This window comes from Kitasatospora sp. NPDC059673 (genome assembly GCF_042734215.1).
In the GTDB taxonomy this organism is placed as follows: Bacteria; Actinomycetota; Actinomycetes; order Streptomycetales; family Streptomycetaceae; genus Kitasatospora.
The window spans coordinates 181508-204780 of the sequence record NZ_JBHWEN010000009.1 but is presented as its reverse complement, the minus strand read 5'-3'; the positions used below and the strand labels follow the sequence as shown (position 1 = coordinate 204780).

The following is a 23273-nucleotide window of genomic DNA, read 5'->3' as shown; positions in this document are numbered from 1 at the left end:
GCTGTTCCCGGCGGCAGTGCCGGGCCGCCGCCGGTGCGGTGGCCTTTGCGACGGCCGGTGCGACGGCGTGCGGCCCCTGGATGCGGCGTGTGCGCGGCGTGTGCGCGGCCGGGAACCGGACAAACCCGTGGCCGAGACCCCGGCAGACCGCCCACAGCCGCACACCCACGGTGACCGTCCGGATACGATGACGGCACATCAAGTCCACCCGGCGGGGAGCCGGCACGGACGCGAGCCGGGGAGGGCGGGGATGCACAGAGCCGTGCCGCCGACCCGGCTGCCGCGCACCGCACCGGTCGCCGCGATGGTTGTCGCGCTGCTTGCCGCGATGGTTGTCGCGCTGGCGGTGGCCCTGGTGGTGGCGCTGCTCCCCGGCCCGGCGGGCGACCGGTTCACGGACACCCGCGGGGCAGCGGCTCGGGCGGCCGGCGCCACGGTCGGCAGCACGAGCAGTGCGGTCAGTGCGGCCAGCGCCGTCACTGTGGTGGAGGAGGAGCCGGAGGGCGTCGAGCGAGGACGCGACTCCACAACTTCCGCTCCCCAACCCACCGTTCACCGAGACGCCCGGACCCCCGGGACGGTGAAGCGGACGGGATCACGGGCGGCAGTCCACGCGGACGGCTGCGTTGCCCCGCGCACGCCGCCCGATACCGCCGGCCGACCCGCACCGGCCGCCCGACCGGCCGGACCCGCCGCACTCCAGGTGTTCCGCCGCTGAGCCGGAGCCGTCGCGCCCGGCCCCGACACCCCGTCACCGACCCTCACCGCGCCGCACAATGCCGCGCCGCACAATGCCGCGCCGTACCGCGTCGCGCCGTACCGCGTCGCGCCGTACTGCCCAGCGCCGTACCTTGCCGCGTCGCACTGCACCGCGCCGCGCCGTCCCGCCCGCTGCCCGCGCCGTCCCGCCCGCCGCCCGCACCCGCCTGCCCGCCGGGCGGGCCGGGCGTGCCCCCGCGCCACCGGAAGTCCCCGTCACTGCTACGTCCGAGGACCCGCCATGCCCTGGAACCCCGCCCGGGTGCGCGCCGTGCTGCGCACCGACCTGCCCGCCTCGATCACCGTCTTCCTCGTCGCCGTCCCACTCTGCGTGGGCGTCTCCGTCGCCTCCGGCGCGCCCGCCGAACTCGGCCTGGTCACCGGCATCATCGGCGGCCTGGTGGCCGGCGCGCTGCCCGGCAGCAGCCTGCAGGTCAGCGGGCCCGCCGCCGGACTGACCGTGCTGGTCCACTCCGCCGTCACCACCTACGGGCTGCCCGCGCTCGGCGTGGTGGTGCTGACCGCCGGGCTGGTGCAGGTGCTGCTCGCGGTGCTGCGCCTGGGCCGCTGGTTCCGGGCCGTCTCCGCCGCCGTGGTGGAGGGGATGCTCACCGGTATCGGCATCGTGCTGATCGCCTCGCAGTCCTACGTGCTGCTGGACCGCAAGGCCGAAGGGGAGGCGCTCGCCGACCTGGCCGGTCTGCCCGTCGCGGCCGTCCGCGCGGTGGACACGGCGGCAGGCGGGGCGTCGCTCGCCGTCGGCGCGGGGGTGGTGGCGGTGCTGGTGCTGTGGAAGTACGCGCCGCGCCGTCTCGCGCTGCTGCCGGGCCCGCTGGTGGCGGTGGTGCTCGCCGCGGCCGCCGTCCGGCTGCTGCACCTGCCGGTGCCGACCGTCCGGGTGGACGGCCTGCTCGACACCGTGCAGCCGCCGGGCGTCGAGCAGTTCGCGCTGCTGGTGCGGCCCGAAGTGTGGGGCACCGTGCTGGCGTTCGCGCTGATCGCGTCCGCCGAGAGCCTGTTCAGCGCGTCCGCCGTGGATCACATGCACGCCGGGCCGCGTACCGCCTACAACCGGGAGCTGCTCGCCCAGGGTGTCGGCAACACGGTGGCCGGGGCGCTCGGTGCGCTGCCGATGACGGCGGTGATCGTCCGCAGCGCCGCCAACGTCCAGGCGGGCGCCCGAACGAAGGCCGCGCGGATCCTGCACGGCGTCTGGCTGCTGCTGTTCGCGCTGGTGCTGCCCGGCCTGCTGCACCTGGTGCCGCTGGCCGCGCTCGCCGGGCTGCTGCTGCACGCGGGCGGCAAACTCGTCGCGCCCCGGGCCCGGTTGCGGCTGTGGCGCGCGGATCGTTCCGAGGCGCTCGTGCTGCTCGCCACGGCGGTCGGCATCGTCACCACCAACCTGCTGGAGGGCGTGGCGATCGGCCTGGTCGCCGCGCTCGCCAAGACCGCCTGGGACGTCACTCACATCCGGCTGCACGTCGAGCAGTTGCCGGACGGCACCGTGGTGCGGGTGCACGGGAACGCGACCTTCGTCAAACTCCCCACCCTGGTCGACCGTTTGGAGGACGTCACCCCGACCGGCTCGGTGGAACTCGACCTGTCCGCCCTCACCCATCTCGACGCGGCCTGCCGCCAGGCCCTCACCTCCTGGGCCGACCAGCACCGCCGACGCGGCGTCCCCGTCACCGTCACCCCCGGCCCGGAGCTGGTCGGATCGACCTGACACACGCCGGTGCCCGGCGCCGCGGTCGAAGGACCAGGGCGCCGGGCACCGGCATGTTCAGACGGCGGTCCGGGTGACCCGCCGGTAGGTCAGGAACACCAGGGCGGCCGAGACGGCCAGCAACAGGCCGCCCTCGACGAGCTGCATCGGGACGAAATGCGAGTTCGGGTGGTAAGTGACCCAGGAGAGAGGGGAGTTGTCACACGCGTCGCCGAGGCGGTAGCAGTCGGATTCGGAAGCCCGCGTCCCGTCGGCCAGCACCGGCCCGTGGTCCACCAGCCAGGAGTTGGGCGGCATCGAGTACGGGACGGCGTGGGAAGGGACGGCCCCGGGGATGTGGCCGGTCGCCTCGGCCAGCGGGACGAAGTACACCCGGAGCGAACGGACCAGCAGCTGGGCCCCCAGCACGAGGACGCCGGTCACCAGCACGGACACCAGGGTGCGGCGCAGCAGTTGACCGACCGCCACGCCGACCGCCAGCGCGAACAGCGACCAGGCGAGCGGCGCCAGGCCGATCGTCGCGTAGGTGAATCCCGGGAACAGGTTGTCCTGCCCCCAGCCGAGGCGGTGCATGTCGAGCCAGAGCCAGGTGTTCATCGCGGCGAACAGGCCGACCGCGACGGTCACCAGCGCCGCGGGCGCGGTCAGCCGGGCGGTCAGCCAGCGCACCGGCGACACCGACTGGGCGCGGATCATCCGCAGGGTGCCGCGCTCGTACTCCTGGGCCAGCAGCGGAGCGCCCAGGAACATGCCGACCGCCACGGGCAGCAGGAAGAACGGCCGGTGCGTCAGGTTGGTGTACGCGTCCATCGCATTGCCGCGGTCGGCCACCAGGTGCCCGCAGATCGGCACGTTCCAACTGCTGGGCTCGGCGCAGGGGCCGTGGGTCAGGAAGATGACGTCCCGCAACTTCCAGTGCAGGACGAACAGCGCGACGCACACCAGCAGCATGGCGCCGCCGAAGGTCCAGACGGCGAGCCGGTTCTGCCGCCAGGCCAGCCAGACGAGGCCGCGCAGGCGCGAGCGGCGGGCCGGGTCCGGGCCGCCGGAGACGGTGTCGGGCGCGGCGGCCGGGGTCAGCTCTGCGGTGCTCATGCGGCGGCCTCGCTGGTGTTCGAAAGACGGTCCGTGGAAACGCTCTCCGGGTCCGGCGGCCCGGGCTCGGCGGGGTTGCGCAGGTGGGCGAGCAGGAGATCCTCCAGGCGTGGACGGGTCGCGTCCCAGGACTCGGACAGCGCTTCGGGCGGCGGGCCGGTCGGGTCGGTACGGATCAGCCCGGTGGCCTGGCGGCCGGTGACCCGCCACTCGACCACCGTCCCGGCCGGCCGCTCCGCATCGGCCAGGCCCGCCACCAGGCGGTGCCCGTCCAGGAGTTCGTCCAGGTCGCCGGCCAGCCGGATGCGGCCGGACTGCACCAGCAGGACGTGATCGACCACGTCCTCCAGCTCGGCCAGCAGATGCGAGGAGATCACCACCGTGGTGCCGTGCTCGGCGGCCTGGGCGAGCAACAGGCCGGTCAGGTCGTGCCGGGCCAGCGGGTCCAGATCGGCGAACGGCTCGTCCAGCAGCAGGAGTTGGGCCCGCTTGCCGAGCGCCAGGGCCAGCGCGACCCGGCTGCGCTGGCCGCCGGACAGCCGGCCGACCCGGGCATCCGGACGCAACTCGCCGAGCTCGACCACGCGTTGGGCGGTCGCCTCGTCCCAGGACGGGTTCAGCTCGCGGCCCATGCGCAGCGTGTCGGCGACCGTGAACGTCCGGTACAGCGGCTTCTCCTGCGTCACATGGGCGACCCCGGCGCGCAGCTCGGGCGTCGCGGGGGAGCTCACCGGCTCACCCAGCACCCGCAGTTCGCCCTCCGACGGGGTGAGCAGCCGTGCCGCCAGCGCAAGGAGTGTGCTCTTGCCCGCTCCGTTCGGCCCGACCACTCCGCAGATCCGGCCGGTCGGCACCGTGAAGTCGCAGTGCCGGACCGCCCATTGGCCCCGCCGGTAGGACCGGCCCAGGTTCCTCGCCTCCAGTGCGAGCGGCTGCGCGCCCATCGCTGCGGTCATTCCTCCCCCTTGCCCAGTGTCGTCCGCTCCGCCGGGCCGGGCCCGGTCTCGAAGCGCTGATCCAGTACGGAGGCCACCAGCGCGCCGATGTCCTCCCGGTCGAGCCCGGCCTCCCGGGCCCCGTCCACCCACGCCGTCAACTGCGCCCGCAGCGGCCCGTCCTCGGCCGTCTCCGGCCGGGACAGCGACCGCAGCACGAACGTCCCCAGCCCCGGCCGCGGCGCCACCAGGCCCTCCCGTTCCAGCTCCCGGTACGCCTTCAGCACGGTGTTCGGATTCACGGCCGTCCGCTCCACCACCTCCCGCGCCGTCGGCAACCGGTCCCCGGGCTGCAGGGCGCCGAGCCGCAGCGCGTGCTTGGTCTGCTGGACGATCTGCTGATACGTCGGCACGCCGCCACGCCGATCGAGGCGGTACTCGATCACGGCACCACCACCCTTTCACTAATTGATTAGTGGAATGGTGCCGGGTGGGCGTGATCGGGTCAAGTTGCCTGGTGGGAGCGCGGTTTGACGCACGCCGGAGCACCGCGCAGGGTCGGGCGGCCCGTCGGGCCTTGCGCCATCAGGCAACTGATGGATCGTCAATATCGTGTGCCAGTAAAGGACTTCGAGCACTCGGCCAACCCGTGGCGGCGACAACAGTCGTTCGCAGTCGGTACGGTGGCCTTGGCGGCGTCAGGCCAACCTGGGGCGTCGCCCGCCCCCATGCGCCCTCTTCCGCACTCCAGGACGGCCAGAACGTTGTCTCCCGCGAATCCGATCACCGTTCGCTCCACCCTCACCGCCTCCGACCCGGCCCAGGTCTTTCCCACGGTCCGTCGCCTCACCTCCGAGTGGCTGGGGAAGAAGTTCGCTACCGCACCGCTGGCGACGGGCAGTCACGTGCTCAAGTCCGGCTCGGTCCTGGTCAATCAGGTGATCTACGGCAGCGGCGGCACCGAGCGGGCCATCCGTCTGCAACTGCGCGAGGACCAGCGGGAGGCCACCTGGCGCACCACCATCACCGCCGTCACCCCGGACAGCGCGTCCGCCGTCGTCAACGTGACCCTGGAGGCGTTCCCGAACGTCGGTGCCACGGTGAATCCGATGCGGCCCGGCATCGTCCGCGACCTGGTGGTCGCCCTCCGCCCCCGCGACGGCCTGGCCCGGCTCACGCTCAACACCCAGGAAGTCGACACCAACGTGGGTCACCTCCTCGACGTCCTGTGCGATCCCGACCGGCAACTGCCCGTCATCGTCGCCGCGCGGCCCCGGCAACCGAACAGCACCTGGTCGCAGCGCATGGAACGGGCCATGCCGCACTGCGCCGGAGCCGCCTCCCTCTACCTGCTGAGCGACGACGACGCGGTCCGCGCCTTCCAGAAAGCCGTCGGCGACTACCACCGGGTGGCCCCCGGCGCGGTGCGCACCTTCCTGACCGAGGTCGACCCCGCGTGGCCGGCGGACGGCGCCCGCCACCGCTTCATCCCCTACTCCCGGATGACCGCCCCCAACGACGGCGCCTTCCGCAGCATCGGCTTCAGCGCCCAGCGGCTCGCCTCCGCCGTACCCCTGCCCCCCGCCCTGCGCGGCCTGGCCTTCCCGGACGCCGCCCGCGCCCACCAGGCCGAGCGCCGGGCGGCCCTGGCCGCGGACCGCACCACCGCCGAACTCGCCACCCTCCGGCAGGACTTGGAGCTGCTGACCGGCCTTCTCGCGCAGGCCGACCACGACCTCAAGGAAGCCACCCGCAACGCTCAACTCGACGCCCGGACCATCGGCTCGCTGGAAGCCCAGGCGGAAGAGGCCGAAGCCGCCTCGCTGCGCGACATCGAGGAGACGATCGCCGCCTGGGAGGAGGTCGAGCGGCTGCGCACCGAAGGCGATGTCCTGCGGGCGCGCCTGTGCGCGATCGGGCGGTCCACCGAGACGGTGGTGACCGAGCAGGGACCGAGCATGCCCCAGTCCCTGGAGGAACTGTGGGCGCGGCTGGGCGAGTTCACCGGCCTGGAGGTCACCGCCGACCCGACCGAGGCCTTCGCGCTGGACGAGTACCCGCGCAACCGGATGTGGGCGGCCAGGATCTGGAACGGCCTGCGGTTCCTCGAGTCGTACACCGCCCGGCCCGACTTCAACGGCCACGTCCGGCAGTTCTGCGAGGCGAATGCCAGCCCGGTGGCCTGGTCCCCGAAGCACATCACCATCAACGAGACCCGGACGACCATGGAGCGGTGGGGGGACGAGCGGATATTCGCCGTCCCCGCCTGGGTGCACCCGAGCGGAAAAGTGACGATGAAGCCCCACTTGAAGATCGACAACTGGAAGATGATCGCCCCCCGCGTCCACTTCTACGACGCCACCCAGATCCCCGGCCATCCGCCGAAGATCATCGTCGGCTACATCGGCGCGCACCTGACGAACACCAAGACCTGATCGAGGTGCCGACGGGGCCCACCCGCGCCGACGCCATCGGGCTGCTGCGAAGGGCTGCTGCGAGGGGCTGCTGCGAGGGGCTGCTGCGGGGGGCTGCTGCGAACGGCGGGAAAACGGGCGGATCCGGCTGTGAGACCCGCGTGAGCCGGGCACACGCGCACCATGGTGCGAATTGGATACACGATGATGACGGAGCAGCGCGGCCCGGCCGACCTGGTCGCGGACGTGGTGCGCGCGGAGCGGGCCGGGTTCGACTTCTCGGTGACCTCCGACCACTTCTTCCCGTGGCTGGACGAACAGGGCCACGCCCCGAACGCCTGGGTACTGCTCGGCGCGGCCGCCCGGGCCACCGACGCGCTGCCGCTGATGACGTACGTCACCTGCCCGACCTTCCGCTACCACCCGGTGGTGGTGGCGCAGCAGGCCGCGACCGTCCAGTTGCTCTCCGGCGGGCGGTTCCGGCTCGGGCTGGGAAGTGGCGAGAACCTCAACGAGCATGTGGTGGGCCGGGGTTGGCCGGCCGCCGCAGTGCGGCAGGAGATGCTGGCAGAGGCCATGGAGATCATCCGGGCGCTGTTCGCCGGCGGGTACGTCACCCACCACGGGCAGCACTTCCAGGTGGACCGCGCGAAACTCTGGGACCTGCCCGAGCCGCCCCCGCCGATCGGCCTCGCCGTCTCCGGCCCGGCCTCCTGCGCGCTCGCCGGACGCCTCGCCGACCTGGTGATCGCCGTCCAGCCGGAGCGCTCCCTGCTGACCGCGTTCGCCGAGCACGGTGGCGCGGGAAAGCCCGCCGTCGGGCAGGTCCCGATCTGCTTCGACCGCGACCGCGACACCGCCGTCACCCGCGCCCACCGGCAGTTCCGCTGGCTCGGCGGCGGCTGGAAGGTCAACGCCGAACTCCCCGGCCCCGCCGCCTTCGCCGCCGCCAGCCGCCACGTGCGCCCCGAGGACGTCGCCAGGATCATCCCCTGCGGCGACCGGACGGAGGACTTCCTCGACGTCGTCCGCCCGTTCGTGCGGGCCGGGTTCGACGAGGTCGCGCTGATCCAGATCGGCGGCGAGAGCCAGCCCGCCTACCTGGACTGGGCGGAGCGTGAACTGCTGCCCGCACTCCGTGAGCTGTGACGGAACATCGGCGCAAGACCGCGTGGGCGTCGCGACCCCCGTACGCGACGCCCGCGTGGGCGGCCCGGCTGCCGGGTGGGTCAGCCGCCGATCGGCAGCCACTTCCAGATCGGGGAGACCCGCCACTTCCCGGTGTCGCCGTCGCAGAGGGCGGGCTGGATCCGGATGTTGCCCGTTTCGCGCATGTCGTAGTTGCACTCGACCCAGGTGCCGGCGCCACCGGAGTTGCGGCAGAAGCCCGTGCGGTCGTAGTCGGTGGCCCACAGGCCGACCGCGGACCAGCCGTCGGCGGCGGAGTCGTACACCCGCACCTTGTCGCCGTAGGCGTCGAAGCAGACCTTGACCCCGGTGTCGCTGACGCAGTTCGGGGTGTCGGCCATGATCTCGGACTGCGACAGGCTGATCGGCGTGCCGATGGTGACCTTCGAGTCGGTGGCGGCGGAGGCCTGGCCGGTCAGGGCGGTGGCCGAGACGGTCAGGGTGGCGAGGGCGATCCCGGCGGTGGCCAGGGACTTCTTCCAGAGCGTGTTGGGCATGTCCGGATCCCTTCAAGGATGTGCCGATGGGCACGTCCGACGGAGGCCCTGTGATGGCCCCGTCCGACGTTGTACGATTGCGTACAACAGGAGGCTAGACCCGTTGTACGGATCCGCACAACGGACTGGATTGTGAGGTGGCACACACATGGGCGCACTGCGCACACCGCGCGAGAAGTGGGTCGAGGCGGGCCTGTCGGCACTGGCCTCGGGCGGCGTGGACGCCGTACGCGTCGAAGCTCTGGCCAAATCCCTCGGCGTCACCAAGGGCGGGTTCTACGGCTACTTCGCCGACCGCGACGCCCTGTTGGGAGAGATGCTCGACACCTGGGAGCGGGAGGCCACCGACGACGTCCTCACTCAACTCGACGACCGGGGCGGCGACCTCAGAGACCGGGCGCGCCTGGCCGGAAAACTCACCTTCTCCGAGCGGCTGCGCCCCATCGACCTGGCCGTCCGCGACTGGGCCCGCCGCGACCAGGCCGTCGCCGAGCGGCTGCGCCACGTGGACAACACGCGCATGGGCCTGCTGCGCGAGGTGATCGGCACCTTCTGCACCGACCCCGACGAGATCGAGGCCCGCAGCCTGCTGGCCTTCTGCACGGCCATCGGCAGCCACTTCCTCGCCGCCGACCACCCCGGCCGCACCCGCGCCGAGGTGATCGACCGCGCCGGCGCGCTCATTCTCGACCGCCCGCCCCACCACCTCGGGGGCTGACCGCCGAAGCGGGGCGGCGGCTGACGGCTGACGGCTGACGGTTGACGGCGCAGCGTGCCGCGTGGGCGCGCAGCTCCTCCGCGTACGGTGCCCGGCCGGCCTTGCCGCACTGTTCGCCGAGGGGTCGGTTCCTCGGGGCGTGGGCGTGGGCGTGGGCGCGGCGCTGGGCGATCCGTGCGGGACGTGCTGGTGCGGGCGCCGGCGGGGCGGTCCTCGGCCGACCGTCCGGAGCGCGCAGGGCCCGGGGCTCCGGCGCGTGCGGGGTGGGGTCCTGCGCGTCGGGCTCCGGGCGGGGTTCGGTCGGGCTGCCGCCCCCGGGATCGCTCAGACCTCGGCCCGGTGGCCGGCGAAGGCGTCCACGAGTGCGCGCTCGAAGGCGGGCAGGTCCGCCGGCTTGCGGCTGGACACCAGCGTGTTGGGGCCGTCCACGCAGATCACCACCTCCTGGTCCACCCAGTTCGCGCCGGCGTTCAGCAGATCGGTGCGCAGGCTCGGCCAGGACGTCAGGGTGCGGCCGAGCACCGCGCCGGCCTCGATCAGCGTCCACGGGCCGTGGCAGATCACCGCGACGGGTTTGCCGCGCGCGAAGAAACCGCCGACGAAGTCCACGGCGTGCCGGTCGGTGCGCAGGAAGTCCGGATTCGCCACGCCCCCCGGCAACACCAGTGCGTCGAAGTCGGCGGCCGAGGTGTCCGCGGCCACCGCGTCCACCGTGAACGCGTCCGCCCGGTCCAGGTGGTGGAACGCCCGGATCCGCCCCGCCTTCGTCGACACCAGCCGGGGCGTGCCGCCGTGGTCCGCGACCGTCTGCCACGGCGATGTCAGCTCGACCTGCTCCGTCCCCTGGGGCGCTGCCAGGAATGCGACGGTGACGCCGTCCAGCTCCTTCATCTCGACTCCTCCGCTCCGTGATCCGTCCGGCCCCCTCGCGCCGCGTCTCACCGCGATCGCCACCCGCCAAACCGGCCTCGGCGGGCGTATCGGGCTCCCGCGAAAATAGGATGAAATGCCACAAAAGGGACAGCGTGGGTTGGGGCCCGAGGACAGCGGAGGCGAGGAGACCGTGGCGGTCGGTGAAGAGCGGTCGGAGGCCGACGGGCGGCCGGCCGGCGGCAAGTCGCCCGCAGGCGAGGAATCGCCCGCGATGGAGGCCACCGTCGACCGGCTGCGGACCGAACTGGAAGGCCTGCGGTCCGCGATGCGCACCCGGGCCGTGATCGAACAGGCCAAGGGACTGCTGGTCGGACGGGTCGGCTGCACGCCCGAGGAGGCGTTCGGGGAACTGGTGCGCCGCTCCCAGCAGCAGAACCGCAAACTCGCGCAGATCGCCGCCGACCTGGTCGCCGCCGCCGCGCCTCGCCCCGCCGCCCGCACCCCGGAGAACACCGAGACGGACGTCCCGAGCGCGGCCCGACCGGGCGCTGACGCCCTGAACGCCGCCGCCCCGGACCTTGCCGCCGCCGACGAGGCACCGGTGCGACCGTCCGCCCGGGCCGACCGGGAGGCCGAACTCGCCACCCGCTACCACCTCGCCGCCGCCGCCGCTGCCACCGCCGGAAACGCCGACGAACTCGCCGAGCGCCTGCACCGGGCCGTGCTCGCCCCGCTCGGCGCCCAGGCCGTCGTGCTCGCCGCCCGCGAACCGGACGGCGCACTGCGACTGGTCGGCTCACACGGGGTGACGGCGGGCCAACTCAGCCAGTGGCAACGGATTCCGCTGCGCACCAAAGTGCCGCTGACCGAGGCGCTGCGCACCGGACGCGTCGTCTGGGTCGCCGACCGCCGCCAGTTCGCCGCCCGCTACCCCGACCTCGCGGGCGAGGACCTGGTCCCCGGCGTCACCGTCTGCGCACTGCCGCTGCGGGCACACGGCGAGGACGGCGACCGGCTGATCGGGGCCATGAAGATCGGCTGGGCCGAACGCTACCGCCCCAGCCGCGCCGCCGAAGCGCACCTCGCCGCGCTCGCCGACCTCACCGCCGACACGCTGGCGCGGCTGCCCGGACCGTCCCCGGCCGTCCCCGATCCGGCCGACCCTTTCCCGGTCGGCGCCCCCGCCCCGAAGGCGCCCGACCTGAAGGTCTTCGAGCCCGCCGGTGCGCCGTGGTTCCGGGCCGTGCTGGACGGGCTGCTCGACCCCGTCCTGGTGCTGCGCGCCGTCCGCGAACCCGGCGGGCCGGTCACCGACCTGGTGGTGGAACACGCCAACGCCGCCACCGTCGACCTGGCCGGCCGGACCGCTGCTGAACTGCGCGGACGCCGACTGTCCGAGCTGTACCCCGGCATGGTCGGGTCCGGCGCGTTCGAGCGGCTGCGGGCCGCCGCCGAGGACGGCGTCCCCTACCTGGGCGAGGCGGAACGTTACGTCGAAACGGTGGCCGGCAGCGCCCGCGCCACCGCGATGACCCTGCACGCCATCCCGTTCCAGGACGGCCTGCTGGTCACCTGGCGCTCCCACGACGAAGCCGAACGACACCTCGTCCAGGCTGCTCAGGCCGCCCGACTCGCCCGGCTCGGCACCTGGGAGTGGCGACCCGGCGAGCGCGGACTCAGCTGCTCCGACGGCGTGCCCGCGCTGTTCGGCGCTCCCGTCGGCACCACCCGGCTCGACCCGCGCACGGCGCTCGCCGCCGTCGTCCCCGCCGACCGGGACGCCGTCCGCGCCGCCGCCGCCGACCTGCTGGCCGGGCGGACCGCCGAACCCGTCGACTTCGCCGTCCGCGCCCCCGACGGCGAGCGCTGCCTGCGTGCCCTGGGCGAGCCCACTGTCACCCCCGACGGTCGCCTGCTCGCGCTGGCCGGCGTGGTCCAGGACGTCACCCCGTGGCGGCGCGCCGAACAGGCCCTGAGCGACACTCGCGACCGCCTCGCCGACCAGCGCCGCCGCACCGGCGGCGAACAGCGCGCCGTCCGGGCCCTGCAACAGGCCCTGATGGGCGCCCCCGCCGGGCGGCCGGTGACCGGCCTGGAAAGCGCTTACCGATACCTGCCCGCCGAACGCGAGGCCAAGGTCGGCGGCGACTGGTACGACCTGCTCGACCTGCCCGACGGCACCGTCCTGCTCGTCGTCGGCGACGTCTCCGGACACGGCCTGCCCGCCGCCGCCGCGATGTCCCAACTCCGCCACGCGCTGCGCGGCATCGCCTACGACGCACCCGAACCGGCCCGCATCCTCGACCGCCTCAACCGGATCCTCTGCCATCAGCGCGCCGACCACATCGCCGGCGCCGCCGTCGCCCGCCTCGACCCCCGCACCGGCCGGCTGACCTGGGCCCGCGCCGGCCACCTGCCGCCCGTCCTGCTGCACCGCGACAGCGCCCGCCCGCTCGACCCGCCCGCCGGCATGATCCTCGGCGTCGCCCCCCGGGCCCGCTACGGCACCGCCGAACTCCGGCTCACCCCCGGCGACCGGCTCCTCCTGTACACCGACGGCCTGATCGCCCGCCGCAACACCGACCTCGCCACCGCCCTCGACCGGCTCCTCCACGCCTGCAACGAATATCGCCCGCCAGATCTCGAAGGCCTCCTCGACCACCTCCTGCGCCGCCTCGGCGCCCCGAACCCCGTCGATGACACCTGCGTTCTCGCGATCCGCTTCACGGGCGCGGGGACGAGCACGTGACGCGAGGGCCTCGGGGGAGGGCGAGCCGCGCGGCGCGGGGTGGCCGCAGGGGGCGCGGGGTGTCGGTGCGGGTGCGGGTGCGGGTGTGAGGTGCGGTCGGGGTGGTGGGGGCGGTCGGGGTGGTGGGGGCGGTTGGGGTGGTGGGGGCGGTTGGGGTGGTGGGGGGCGGGGCTTGGGTCAGTTCTCGCGGGTGTCGCCGAAGCGGAACAGGCGGTGCATGCGTTCGTGCCAGGTCAGTTCGGGGGCGACCAGGTCGTCCGGAGGCAGGGTGTCACGCGGTCCGGCCGGTCGGGGATGGGGCGAGGTGGTCCGCTCGGTCTCACGGGCCTGTTCGCCCAGCGCCTGCAGGCGGGGCGGGGCGGCGTGCGTGCGGACGGTCGGGAACAACTGGGCCTCCTCCAGCCCGAAGTGCCCCGTCGCCTGCTCGATCAGCCGGGCGAGCAGGCGGTCGAACTCGGCCGAGCCGGGCGCCGTCGCCTGCAACTCACGCACCAGCCCGTACAGCGCCGCATGCGTCTGCAACCCGTGCGCCACCGCGTCGTCGTGCGGCGGCCGTCCGTCGCGCGCGATCGGGTACAGATACTCGTCCTCCGCCGCCAGATGCCGCACCAGCGTGTCGGCGGTGAGGAACGCCAGCCGGTCCCGCTGCGGATCGCCCAACGGCAGACCCGCCAGCTCACTGAAGCGCACCCGCAGCACCTCATGATCGGTGGTCAGCTGCTCCAACAGGTCCAGTTCCCGCTCGACCGTCATCGTCACGCACCTCTTCGTCCGCGGTACCCGCCCCTCCTCACTGCGCCTGCCCGAGTTCGCGCACGCGAAACCGCGCTGTGCCGCCGACCTGCGGAAAGCGGTTTCCGGTTGCCGCGGCGCCGACCCGCCAGCCCGGTTCGGCAAGCGCTTTCCAAGCTGTCGCCGTACTGAGCGGGGCCGAGCGTGGTAAGCGCTTTCCGTTTGCTTCGCGACTCCGGGAGCGGTCGTTCGTGTCGCGGGCGGGCATCCGTTGCCATCCGTTGTCCGGGTGCCCCGCCGTCAGGCCTCCGGCCGGGGCTGACCTCGCAGGGTGGCTGGTGTCGGCCCGACTGAAGACGGTCACGGCTGGGGGTGGTCCGGGTGGTCCGGTGGCGGGAGTTTCAGGTCGTCGATGCTGCGGTGGTGGTGACGGGGGCGGGCCCGGTCCGAGTCAGGTTCGGGCTCGGGGCCGGGCTCGGCTTCCGGACGGTCCTCGGGGAGTTGATCGATCGACGGGTCGCGCAGGCCCTGTTTGCGGGCCCGGTCGGCAGGTGAGGGAGCGGGGGTCGCGGGGTCGGCCATGGGGGTGGGATCCAAACCGGAAGTGGGCGGTCGGCGACTGTCCCGGCCAGTGCGGTCGGGGTTGCTCGGGACTCCTCGCCGGGCTCCGCCAGGAGGCGGGCCGACCAGCGTCTGCACCGGAGGCGCGGATGCCAAACCCGACGGATGGTGCGGTGCGTCGGACGGATTGGCGTCGATCCCGGCGGGTAGGCGCGGCAGCGGCCGAGGACAGATCGAGAACGATGGGAAGGGGCGTACCGTCATGGCCACCGAACACCGCACGTCGTCGCCGCAGCATCCGGACCCCGACCTGCCGGAACGTCAGGAACAGCATCTCAGCGAGAAGGACGGCGCGCCGACCGTCGCGCCGACCCCGACCGAGGTGAAGCACGGGCAGGGCGCGGCAGCGGAGCCCAAGGCCGAGACCGGCAACCCGGCCGATCCCGAGCCGCCCGACGCCGACGTCCGAGCGCCGTGACAGGTCGGCCGGCACGGCGAGGAGAGTCGGCCCGACCGCCCCGTCGTCGCCGCTCACCCTAGGAACCAGGCGGCCGAGTGCCGGGGCGCGGAGGTACGGGGGGTGTACGGGAGGCGGCGAGGGCCGGTGGCTGCGGTATGCGCTGGTGCCCGCCGGCGCGGACTGGGCGTCGCCGTATTGGCGGTGGCCGAGGATCGAACGGGTGGCGGGGGCGCGGGGGTTGGAGTTCCACACAGCGCTGATAGCGGGCGCCGGGTCGCCGCCGTGCTGCTGGGCAGGCCGATCGGGCGGTGCGGGCGGTGCTGACCGGCGGCAGGGTCGCCGTCAAGGGCCGTCCCGCTTGTGCAAGGCCGATCCGCGCTGTCTGGCGATGCTGAACGCCGGTGGGACGGGCCGGTGGCTGCGGTATGTGCTGCCGCCTCGTTGGCGCGGACTGGGCGTCGCTGTCTTGGTGGCGGCCGACGATCGAGTGGGCTGCGAGGGTGCGGGGGTTGGCGGCGGCCAAGGCTTGAAGGGCTTTGGGGGCGCGGGGGTTGGCGGCTTGCATGGCGTCGATGGCCGGGGCAGGGCCGCCGTCGAGGGCCGTCCCGCTTGTGCTAGGTCGGTCCGGCGCTGCTGAACGCGGGTGGGACGGGCCGGTGGCTGCGGTATGCGCTGGTGCCCGCCGGCGCGGGCCGGGTGTTGCTGTATTGGCGGCAGCCGAGGATTGAACGGATGGCGGGGCACGTTGATGGCCGGGCCGGGCCGTCGTCGAGGCCGTGCTGCTGGGCGGTGCGGGCGGTGCTGACCGGCGGCAGGGCCGTTGGCGAGGGCCGTCCTCCCGTGCGAGGCCGATCCGCGCTGTCTGGCGGTGCTGAACGCGGGTGGGGCGGGCTGCTGCCACGCTGGCGCGGGCCGGGCGTCGCTGGGTTGGTGGCGGCCGAGGATCGAACGGATGGCGGGGCACGTTGAGGACCGGGCCGGGCCGTCGTCGAGGCTGTGCTGCTGGGCGAGGTCGATCGGGCGGTGCGCGGGCGATGCTGACCGTCGGTGGGGGCGCCGTTGAGGGCCGTCCTGCTTGTGCGAGGTCGGTCCGGCGCTGCCTGGCGGTGCTGATCGCGGGTGCGGGGGCGCACGGGGCCGCCGGGCTCCGGGAATTGTGCACCGTAGGCCGGTCGGCGGGCGCGGTGGCGGAGCGGCGCGTGCACAGCTTCGTGAAGTCGCTGCCGTTCATCGCGCTGTCCGTTCTCGTAGGTCTGCACCCCGACCGCAGGTGCGGGCGTTGAGCCGGGGCGCGGCGTGTCGCGGCGCCGCCTGCCGGGCGTCGGCCTGGGCTGCGCCTCCGCCGCCACCACCTGCCGGGCGTGGGCAGCGGGCGGAGGTGGTTCTGCTCCGGGGGGCCGGGTAGCCGCTCGGACAGCAATCAGCTGACCTCTGGAGGAACCATGCTGTCAGGACGGACCCCCTCGACCCCGGCAGTCGGCCGACCCGGGACCCGCGTGATGCACCGGCCAGGCCGTCGGACGGCGCTCGCCCCGGGCGGGCAGTTCCGCTGTCCGCCGCAGCGGTGTCGCCGCACCCGCGTCCGATGCGTGCGCGGCAACGGCACCCTTCGGGGGAGGGCGGCGGCATGACGGAGTACGGCTACTTCCTGTCGTGCGAGGAGTACGCGCCTGCCGAACTGCTCGACCAGGCACGGCGGGCCGAGCAGGCCGGGTTCACCCGGCTGGCGATCTCCGACCACTTCCATCCGTGGACGGACGCCCAGGGCAACAGCCCGTTCGTCTGGTCGATGATCGGAGCGATCTCGCAGGTCTCCGCGCTGCCTGTGACCACGCTGGTGACCTGTCCGACGGTCCGCCTGCACCCGGTGGTGACAGCGCAGGCCGCGGCCACCTCCAGTGTGCTGACCGGCGGCCGGTTCCGGCTCGGGCTCGGCACCGGCGAAGCGCTGAACGAGCATGTGGTGGGCGGCCGTTGGCCGTCGTTCGCGGAGCGGGCGGAGATGCTCGCGGAGGCGGTGCGGGTGATCCGCGCACTGTTCGCCGGGGGCACTGTCAACCATCGCGGCCGGCACTACACCGTCGACAATGCCCGGCTGTACACCGCCCCCGACGGCGAACTCCCGCTGTACGTATCGGCGTTCGGACCGCGCGCAGCAAAGCTCGCGGCCGACCTCGGCGACGGGCTGGTCACCACCGTGCCCGATGCCGAACTGCTGCGCGCCTACCGGGAGTCCGGCGGCACCGGCCCGACCCTGGCCGGGACGAAAGCCTGTTGGGCCCCGGACGAACAGCGTGCCGTCGCCACCCGCCACCGGCTGTGGGCCAGCGAGTACCTGCCCGGCGAACTCAACCAACTCCTGCCGACACCACACCACTTCGAGCAGGCGATCGAACTGGTTCCGGAGTCCGCGGCCGCCGAGTCGGGCGGCAACGGCCCCGACCCGCAGGCACACCTGGCGCTGCTGCGCCCGTACCTGCAGGCCGGGTTCGACGAGGTGTACGTGGGCCAGATCGGCGGCCACGTCGAGGAGTTCTTCGATTGCTACCGGCAGCGCGTGCTACCGGAGTTGACGAGCTGACGGATCGGGACGGGTGCGGCGGCCGGGTCCGGTGCGATGCGGAACCCGGCCGCCGGTCGCTCCGGTCGTGGCGCGTTGGTCGGTCGGCGCGTCGCCTCGGTCCGGTCGGTCCGGTCGTGGCCGTCGGTCGGTGCGCCGGTGCGTCGGTCGGTCCGTTCGTCGGGCCGTTGGTCGGTCGGTCAGTCCGTGCTGGCGATCTCGATGCAGGCCAGGTCGATCTGGTCGGCGAGCTGGCGGACCAGATCGGCGAGCGCCGAGGCGGTCACCGGGTCGAGCTCGTTGTCGTCACGGCCCGCCCACTCCTGCCACTCCTCGGGCAGCGCCCGCAGCAATCGGACCACCTGCAGGGCGGGAATGGCCAGATCGCCGGAGAGTCCGCAGATCACCGGAACGCTGAGCTGCCCCATGGTGTCCACCTCCATCTGCCGTGCAATTCCTCCCCTTTTGTGCTTATCCGACTTCTGCCCGGGAGTGGGCGGCGGAAACGGCTACGGCGACGGCGACGGAGCGGGGCGCGGACGGCCGCAGCGGCGGTGACTGGTGCCACACAACGGACAGCGGACAGCCGCGGCTGCGGCGGGCAGGTGCAGATGGCGACCACCGGCCGGTCGCAGTGCAGTGTGGTTCCGTCCGGCAGCAGCAGCTCCACCGGGCCGTCGATCAGCACCGGCCAGCCGCGATCGGTCAGCCGGACCCGCGGGGCGGGCCGCTCACGGAGTCGGCGGCGGACACCGCGCACCACCGGCAAGTCCTCGGTCCGGTCATCCGGTTCGATCAGGCCGAGGTCCTCGCAGCACTGCGCCCGGGCGGTCATCACCGGGCCATCAGGGTGGCCCGAAGGGCAAGCAGTTCCGGCGACCACTCCCAGCCGTCGTCCACGTCCACGTCCGCGTACCCGTGACCGGCTGCTTCCTCCGTGTGTCCTGCGCCGCCCGCCCCGAAACGGGTCGGGCCGACGGGGCAGCGGCGGCAGCCGGGGACGGACGGCGGGCGGGCAGAGGGCTCCGGCGGGCCGCGTGCGGGGGAGGACGGCCCGGGGCGGAGGTGGGGAGCGGGGGCTGGAGGTGGTCGGTGGTGGCCGGTGGTGCGGTCGGGCGTGGCTGCGTCGCGTGCGCTGCGAAAGCCGACCGGGGCGGCGAGGCTAGGGGTGGCGCGGCCAGGCAGACGCGGCGGCCGGAGGAGGGACAGTGATGCCCGGACGCACAGGCGGTCGGCGGGACGGCAGGGCCCGTGCGCCGCTCGGCAGCCGGCCGGCCGGACCGCGGCGGCGGGCGGCGCTCGCACGTGACACCACCGTGCCGGTGCGGCCGACCGGGCTGGAACGGGTGGCCGGGCGGGCCTGGCGGCTGCTGGCCGTCGCGGTCGCCGGGTACGCCGGGTACCTGATCGTCAGCCGGCTGCTGCTGCCGGTGGTGGCGGTCTTCGTCGCGCTGGTCGTCACCGCCGTGCTGCGCCCGCCCGTCGACCTGCTGGCCCGCAGGATGCCGCGCGCGCTCGCGGTGCTGCTCACCGTGCTGGGCTCGCTGGTGCTGCTCGCCGGGCTGGGGACGCTGATCGCGGTGGTGGTCCGTTCTCAGTCCGGGCAGCTCGGCGGCCAGGTGCGCGGTGGGCTGGACCGGCTGGAGCACTGGCTGGAGGGCCCGCCGTTCCACGCCCGGGCCGGTACCCTCGGCGACCTGCGGCAGCGGTTCGGCCAGCTGCTCAGCACCCACCGGCAGGCCGTGCTGTCCACGGCCGTGACAGGCGCGGGCTGGGTGGTCGAGGCGGTGGCCGGCGGTGCGCTGGCGCTGTTCTGCGCGGTGTTCTTCACGTTCTCGGGCGAGCGGATGTGGGGCTGGGGGACCTCCCTGCTGACCACTCGCACCGGCAGTGTGTGGCGGCGGGCCGGCCACGCCGCGTGGCGTACCTTCGCCGGCTACACCCGGGGCCTGTTCCTGGTCGCGGGCACCAACGCCGTCCTGGTCGGCGTCGGACTGGCTGCGCTCGGTGTACCGCTCGCGGTGCCGCTGGCCTTCCTGGAGTTCGTTGCGGCGCTGATCCCGCTGATCGGTTCACCGATCGCGCTGGCCATCGCCTCGCTGGTCGCGCTCGCCACCAGGGGGCCGGTGACCGCGCTGGTGGTGCTCGCCATGATCGTGGTGATCGGCCAGCTGGAGGGCCACGTCCTGCACCCCCTGGTGATGGGCTGGGCGGTGCGCCTGCACCCCGTCGCGGTCGCCCTGGCGGTCGCCGTCGGAGGCACCCTCGGCGGGATCGTCGGCGCGGCCGTCGCAGTGCCGGTGCTGTCGGTGGGGTGGGCGGTGTTCCGCGAGCTGCGCGCACCGGGAAGTGGGTCGGGCAGCGGTTGAGGGGCGTGCGGCAGCGGCTTGCGTGCGCCGGGCGCGCGAGAAGTGGTCAACGAGAGCCGGGCGCGCAGGTTCGGCCCCGTCATGCGCCCCGCGCGTGACTCGCCAGGACGGCCGGCGCCGGCGGTTGGCCCACGGCGGCCGACCGGGCCCGGCAGTTCGGGCCGAGGCCGACGGGCCCCGTGCGGCGTTCACCGGGCGTCCGCCCCGGGCCGGGCCCTATGCGGCGTTCACCGGGCGTCCGCCCCGGGCCGGCCGCCGCCGAACGCCGCACGGCGGCGTCCGCCCCGGGCCGTCCGCCGCCGTGCGGCGTTCATCGGGCGTCCGCCCTGGGGCGGGCCAGCACGCTGTCGTCCAGCGAATCGAGCAGCTCGCCGACCGAGGCGTGCACCTCCAGTGCGCCCGCGGCGCGCAACTCGTCGCCGGCGAAGCCGCCCGTCTCGACGGCCACGCACGGTGTGCCCGCGCGATTCGCGGCGCGCACGTCCCAGACGCTGTCGCCCACGAAGATCGCCCGTTCGGGGGGCGCTGAGGCCCGCTCCAGGGCGGTGCGCACCAGGTCGGGGGCCGGTTTGGAGGCCGACACCGAATCCGCGTCGGTGAACGCGAAGACCGCCTCGTCCGCGTCCAGCACCGCCCGCAGCACGTCGAGTTCACGGCCCGAGGCGGAGGTGCACAGCACCACCCGCCAGCCCCGTCCGGCGCAAGCACGCAGCAGGTCCGCGGCGCCGTCGAAGGCCCGCAGGCCCGGCCAGTGCTGGGCGTACAGGGCGAGGTGGGCGGCGGCGATCGCGTCGTCCTCCGAGCGGTCCCGGCCGTCGCCCAGCAGGTGGGCGAGCAACTGGTCGGAGCCCATGCCGATGGCGCGGTGCACCGGTGCGGCCGCCAGCCGGTGGCCGTACTGCCTCAGGGCCTCCCACCAGGCGAGGGTGTGCAGGTACGCGGTGTCCACCAGAGTGCCGTCCACGTCGAACAGTGCGGCTGCCGGGTCCACTGCCATGGCGTCTCCTCCTCGGGGCGGTCCGGGGTCCCGCCGGAGCCGTTCCGGCGCGTCGGCCCGTCTACCCCCGTCGCCCGCCCCCACACGCCGCACCGGTCGGACCGGGCTTTTCCGGGTCCGGCGTCGCGGACAGACGCGAGCGCGATACGACCGGGCGTTTCCGGGTCCGGCGTCGCGGACAGACGCGAGCGCGATACGACCGGCCGTTTCCGGGCCCGGCGCCGCGGACAGACGCGAGCGCGAAAGGAGCAACGATGACGCCCGAGGACGGCAGAGGCCGGCACGAGACCCCGAACGAGCGCGCGGACCGGCGCTGGACGGAACTGCTCCAGGAGGTCCGGGTGGCGCAGACCGGTGCGCAGATCCTGTTCGGCTTCCTGCTGAGCGTGGTGTTCATGCCGCGTTTCGCCACCCTCTCCACCTTCCAGCGCGACCTCTACGTGGTCACGGTCGTGCTCGGCGGCCTCGCCACCGGCGCCCTGATCGCCCCCGTCGCCTACCACCGGCTGCTGGCCGGCCGCCGCCTCAAACCCGAACTCGTCGACGCCACCGCCCGCGTGGTCACCCTCGGCGTGGTGCTGCTCGCACTGACCATCGGCTCGGCGCTGCTCCTGCTGTTGAACGTCGCCCTCGGCGCCCCGGCGGCCGGGCTGATCGTCGCCGGGATGATGGTCTGGTTCGCGCTGTGGTGGCTGCTGCTGCCGATGCTGCTGATCCGGCGCAACGGACACTTCCACCACCCGCAGGACGACGCCCCGCAGGACGACGCGGACGACGACCACGGCCGGGTTTCCGCCGCCCCCGGACGGTCAGACGCCCGCCATGACAACCAGTGAACCCCGCACCGTCGTGATCACCGGCGCCTCCGCAGGCATCGGACGCGCCGCGGCCCGCGCCTTCGCCGCCCGCGGCGACCGGGTGGCCCTGCTGGCCCGGGGCCGCGCCGGACTGGACGCCGCCCTCGCCGAGGCCCGGGAGGCCGGCGTCCGGGCGGTGGCGATCACTGTCGACCTCGCCGACCCGGAGGCCGTGGAGCGCGCCGCCGAGAGCGTCGAGCGCTCCCTCGGGCCGATCGACATCTGGGTCAACGCCGCCCTGGCGTCCGTGTTCGCGCCGTTCATGGAGATCAGCCCGGCCGACTTCCGCCGGGTCACCGAGGTCTCCTACCTCGGCTACGTGTACGCGACCCGCGCGGCGCTGCGCCGGATGCTGCCCCGCGACCGCGGCAGCGTGGTGCAGGTCGGCTCGGCGATCGCCTACCGCGGCATCCCGTTGCAGAGTGCCTACAGCGGCGCCAAGCACGCCCTCCAGGGCTGGCACGAGGCGCTGCGCTGCGAATTGCTGCACCAGGGCACCGCGGTGCGCTGCACCATGGTGCAGCTGCCCGCCGTCAACACCCCGCAGTTCGACTGGGTGCGCTCCCGGCTGCCCCGCCGGGCCCGGCCGGTCGCGCCGGTGTACCAGCCGGAACCGATCGCCCGCGCGATCCTGTACGCCGCCGACCACCCGGGCCGCCGGGAGTACCGGGTCGGCGCGTCCACCGTCGCCACCCTGCTGGCCAACGCGGTCGCCCCCGGGCTGCTGGACCGCTACCTGGCCCGCACCGGCTTCGACGCCCAGCAGACCGAACAGGACAGCCCACCCGGCGCCCCCGACAACCTGTGGACCCCGCAGGACGCCGTCACCGACCACGGCGCTCACGGCCGCTTCGACGACGAGGCGCACGCCCACACCCCGCAGGCCTGGGCCGACCGCCACCGCGCCCCGCTGGCCGCTGCCGCACTGCTCACCAGCGTCGTCCTCGGCACCGGCCTGCGCCGCCGCCGAGGCTGACCGGCACGATGCCGAGGCTGACCGGCACGATCGAGCCGGTCGCAGACCGACGCGCCCGCCCGCCCCCGACAGATCGTCCTGATCGTCGGGGGCGTGCGGGCGTGCGGGCGTGCGGGCGTGCGGGCGTGCGGGCGTGCGGGTCAGTGTTTGAAGGCGCCCTTGACCCGGTCGGTGCCCTCCTTGATCTTGTCCTTCGCCCGGTCGGCGGTCTGCTTGGTCTGGGCCTCGGTCTGGTCGGCGCGGCCCTCGTGCTCCAGCCGCTCGTTGCCGGTGGCGGAGCCGGCCTTCTCCTTGGCGGCGCCGGCGGCTTCCTCGGCCCGGTGCTTGATCCTGTCGGAGGCGTCACTCATGAGGGTGCCCCTTCTCGCGATGGTCAGTGGGTGAAACGGCTGCCCGGTCGCTGCGCGCCGGTGGACGGGTCGCGGTGCCCGTGCCCAGCGGATCGGCGGTGCCCGAGCTCGGTGGACCGGCGGTGCGGCCGACGGTCACCGGCCCACCGGCGGCGGCCGTGCGGACGTAGCGATGGCGCCGGTGCAGGCCGCTGCGGATCAGAAGCAGACCGGCGCAGAAGATCAGCGTCAGGGCGATTCCGGCGAGGAACGCGCCCAGGGTGCTGATCGTGGCGATGTGCTGGCCGAGCACCGTCACGCCCGTCTCGGGTCCGCCGCCCAGGTTGTCGGCGATCAGCAGCCCGGCGAACGCGCCGGATGCGGCGAACAGGAGGAGTCCGAGCAGCAGCAGCATGGGTCCTGTCCTTTCGCTTGCTCCGTTGCTCCGTTGCATGCGGCGTCTGCCCCGTGGCCCTGC

At 74.1% G+C, this 23273-nt stretch carries 22 protein-coding genes; 11 read left to right on the top strand and 11 right to left on the bottom strand.

Going from position 1 to position 23273, the window contains the following annotated elements:
• Positions 1-250 precede the first annotated feature (250 nt).
• A complete protein-coding gene (locus ACFV18_RS13860; protein ID WP_380482734.1) occupies positions 251-718 on the top strand; it encodes a hypothetical protein in 468 nt (155 codons plus the stop codon).
• A 282-nt stretch (positions 719-1000) separates the two neighbouring features.
• On the top strand, positions 1001-2485 hold the full coding sequence (locus tag ACFV18_RS13855) for a SulP family inorganic anion transporter (protein WP_380482732.1): 1485 nt from the start codon (positions 1001-1003) through the stop codon (positions 2483-2485).
• Between the two features lie 57 nt (positions 2486-2542).
• On the opposite strand, the gene ACFV18_RS13850 is transcribed toward ACFV18_RS13855, so the two are convergent.
• From ACFV18_RS13850 to ACFV18_RS13840, 3 genes are read right to left on the bottom strand one after another with little or no spacing between them, the layout of a single operon-like run.
• Entirely contained in the window at positions 2543-3580 is a 1038-nt protein-coding gene (locus ACFV18_RS13850; RefSeq protein ID WP_380482730.1) for a hypothetical protein, read from the bottom strand.
• On the bottom strand, positions 3577-4536 hold the full coding sequence (locus ACFV18_RS13845; RefSeq protein WP_380482728.1) for an ABC transporter ATP-binding protein: 960 nt from the start codon (positions 4534-4536) through the stop codon (positions 3577-3579). The genes ACFV18_RS13850 and ACFV18_RS13845 overlap by 4 nt, the downstream gene beginning before the upstream one ends.
• Positions 4533-4961: a GntR family transcriptional regulator gene (locus ACFV18_RS13840; protein ID WP_380482726.1), complete on the bottom strand. Its 429-nt coding sequence runs from the start codon at positions 4959-4961 to the stop codon at positions 4533-4535. The genes ACFV18_RS13845 and ACFV18_RS13840 overlap by 4 nt, the downstream gene beginning before the upstream one ends.
• A gap of 318 nt (positions 4962-5279) precedes the next feature.
• Here ACFV18_RS13840 and ACFV18_RS13835 point away from each other — a divergent pair, with 318 nt between their 5' ends.
• Positions 5280-6950, top strand: a complete 1671-nt coding sequence (locus ACFV18_RS13835; protein ID WP_380482724.1) for a hypothetical protein — start codon at positions 5280-5282, stop codon at positions 6948-6950.
• 162 nt (positions 6951-7112) lie between these two features.
• A complete protein-coding gene (locus tag ACFV18_RS13830) occupies positions 7113-8078 on the top strand; it encodes a TIGR03557 family F420-dependent LLM class oxidoreductase (RefSeq protein WP_380482722.1) in 966 nt (321 codons plus the stop codon).
• An 80-nt stretch (positions 8079-8158) separates the two neighbouring features.
• Here the strand turns inward: ACFV18_RS13830 and ACFV18_RS13825 are convergent, their stop codons facing one another.
• On the bottom strand, positions 8159-8614 hold the full coding sequence (locus tag ACFV18_RS13825; protein WP_380482720.1) for a hypothetical protein: 456 nt from the start codon (positions 8612-8614) through the stop codon (positions 8159-8161).
• A 148-nt stretch (positions 8615-8762) separates the two neighbouring features.
• Here ACFV18_RS13825 and ACFV18_RS13820 point away from each other — a divergent pair, with 148 nt between their 5' ends.
• The gene (locus tag ACFV18_RS13820; protein WP_380482718.1) at positions 8763-9332 is read left to right on the top strand and encodes a TetR/AcrR family transcriptional regulator; all 570 of its coding nucleotides are present in this window, start codon (positions 8763-8765) and stop codon (positions 9330-9332) included.
• Positions 9333-9656: 324 nt separating this feature from the next.
• Here the strand turns inward: ACFV18_RS13820 and ACFV18_RS13815 are convergent, their stop codons facing one another.
• Positions 9657-10223: a type 1 glutamine amidotransferase domain-containing protein gene (locus ACFV18_RS13815; RefSeq protein ID WP_380482717.1), complete on the bottom strand. Its 567-nt coding sequence runs from the start codon at positions 10221-10223 to the stop codon at positions 9657-9659.
• 172 nt (positions 10224-10395) lie between these two features.
• Between ACFV18_RS13815 and ACFV18_RS13810 the strand changes: the two genes are divergently transcribed.
• The gene (locus ACFV18_RS13810; RefSeq protein WP_380482715.1) at positions 10396-12954 is read left to right on the top strand and encodes a SpoIIE family protein phosphatase; all 2559 of its coding nucleotides are present in this window, start codon (positions 10396-10398) and stop codon (positions 12952-12954) included.
• Between the two features lie 177 nt (positions 12955-13131).
• On the opposite strand, the gene ACFV18_RS13805 is transcribed toward ACFV18_RS13810, so the two are convergent.
• Both ACFV18_RS13805 and ACFV18_RS13800 read right to left on the bottom strand, forming a co-directional pair.
• A complete protein-coding gene (locus tag ACFV18_RS13805) occupies positions 13132-13707 on the bottom strand; it encodes a hemerythrin domain-containing protein (RefSeq protein ID WP_380482713.1) in 576 nt (191 codons plus the stop codon).
• 339 nt (positions 13708-14046) lie between these two features.
• A complete protein-coding gene (locus ACFV18_RS13800; RefSeq protein ID WP_380482711.1) occupies positions 14047-14268 on the bottom strand; it encodes a hypothetical protein in 222 nt (73 codons plus the stop codon).
• 241 nt (positions 14269-14509) lie between these two features.
• On the opposite strand from ACFV18_RS13800, the gene ACFV18_RS13795 reads away from it, so the two are divergent.
• Together ACFV18_RS13795 and ACFV18_RS13790 are read left to right on the top strand one after the other, a co-directional pair.
• The gene (locus ACFV18_RS13795) at positions 14510-14725 is read left to right on the top strand and encodes a hypothetical protein (RefSeq protein ID WP_380482709.1); all 216 of its coding nucleotides are present in this window, start codon (positions 14510-14512) and stop codon (positions 14723-14725) included.
• A gap of 1609 nt (positions 14726-16334) precedes the next feature.
• On the top strand, positions 16335-17288 hold the full coding sequence (locus ACFV18_RS13790; protein WP_380482707.1) for a TIGR03557 family F420-dependent LLM class oxidoreductase: 954 nt from the start codon (positions 16335-16337) through the stop codon (positions 17286-17288).
• 179 nt (positions 17289-17467) lie between these two features.
• Here the strand turns inward: ACFV18_RS13790 and ACFV18_RS13785 are convergent, their stop codons facing one another.
• A complete protein-coding gene (locus ACFV18_RS13785) occupies positions 17468-17710 on the bottom strand; it encodes a hypothetical protein (RefSeq protein WP_380482706.1) in 243 nt (80 codons plus the stop codon).
• A 768-nt stretch (positions 17711-18478) separates the two neighbouring features.
• Here ACFV18_RS13785 and ACFV18_RS13780 point away from each other — a divergent pair.
• A complete protein-coding gene (locus ACFV18_RS13780) occupies positions 18479-19636 on the top strand; it encodes an AI-2E family transporter (protein ID WP_380482704.1) in 1158 nt (385 codons plus the stop codon).
• Between the two features lie 310 nt (positions 19637-19946).
• Here the strand turns inward: ACFV18_RS13780 and ACFV18_RS13775 are convergent, their stop codons facing one another.
• Complete coding sequence (locus ACFV18_RS13775) at positions 19947-20633, bottom strand: HAD family hydrolase (protein ID WP_380482702.1); 687 nt, start codon at positions 20631-20633, stop codon at positions 19947-19949.
• Positions 20634-20887: 254 nt separating this feature from the next.
• On the opposite strand from ACFV18_RS13775, the gene ACFV18_RS13770 reads away from it, so the two are divergent.
• Both ACFV18_RS13770 and ACFV18_RS13765 read left to right on the top strand, forming a co-directional pair.
• Positions 20888-21469, top strand: a complete 582-nt coding sequence (locus tag ACFV18_RS13770) for a DUF6328 family protein (RefSeq protein WP_380482700.1) — start codon at positions 20888-20890, stop codon at positions 21467-21469.
• A complete protein-coding gene (locus tag ACFV18_RS13765; protein WP_380482698.1) occupies positions 21456-22466 on the top strand; it encodes an SDR family oxidoreductase in 1011 nt (336 codons plus the stop codon). Before ACFV18_RS13770 ends, ACFV18_RS13765 begins: the two co-directional genes overlap by 14 nt.
• A 140-nt stretch (positions 22467-22606) precedes the next feature.
• Here ACFV18_RS13765 and ACFV18_RS13760 read toward each other — a convergent pair whose 3' ends face one another.
• The gene (locus ACFV18_RS13760; protein WP_380482696.1) at positions 22607-22816 is read right to left on the bottom strand and encodes a CsbD family protein; all 210 of its coding nucleotides are present in this window, start codon (positions 22814-22816) and stop codon (positions 22607-22609) included.
• The gene (locus ACFV18_RS13755) at positions 22809-23210 is read right to left on the bottom strand and encodes a hypothetical protein (RefSeq protein WP_380482694.1); all 402 of its coding nucleotides are present in this window, start codon (positions 23208-23210) and stop codon (positions 22809-22811) included. The genes ACFV18_RS13760 and ACFV18_RS13755 overlap by 8 nt, the downstream gene beginning before the upstream one ends.
• Between the last annotated feature and the right edge of the window lie 63 nt (positions 23211-23273).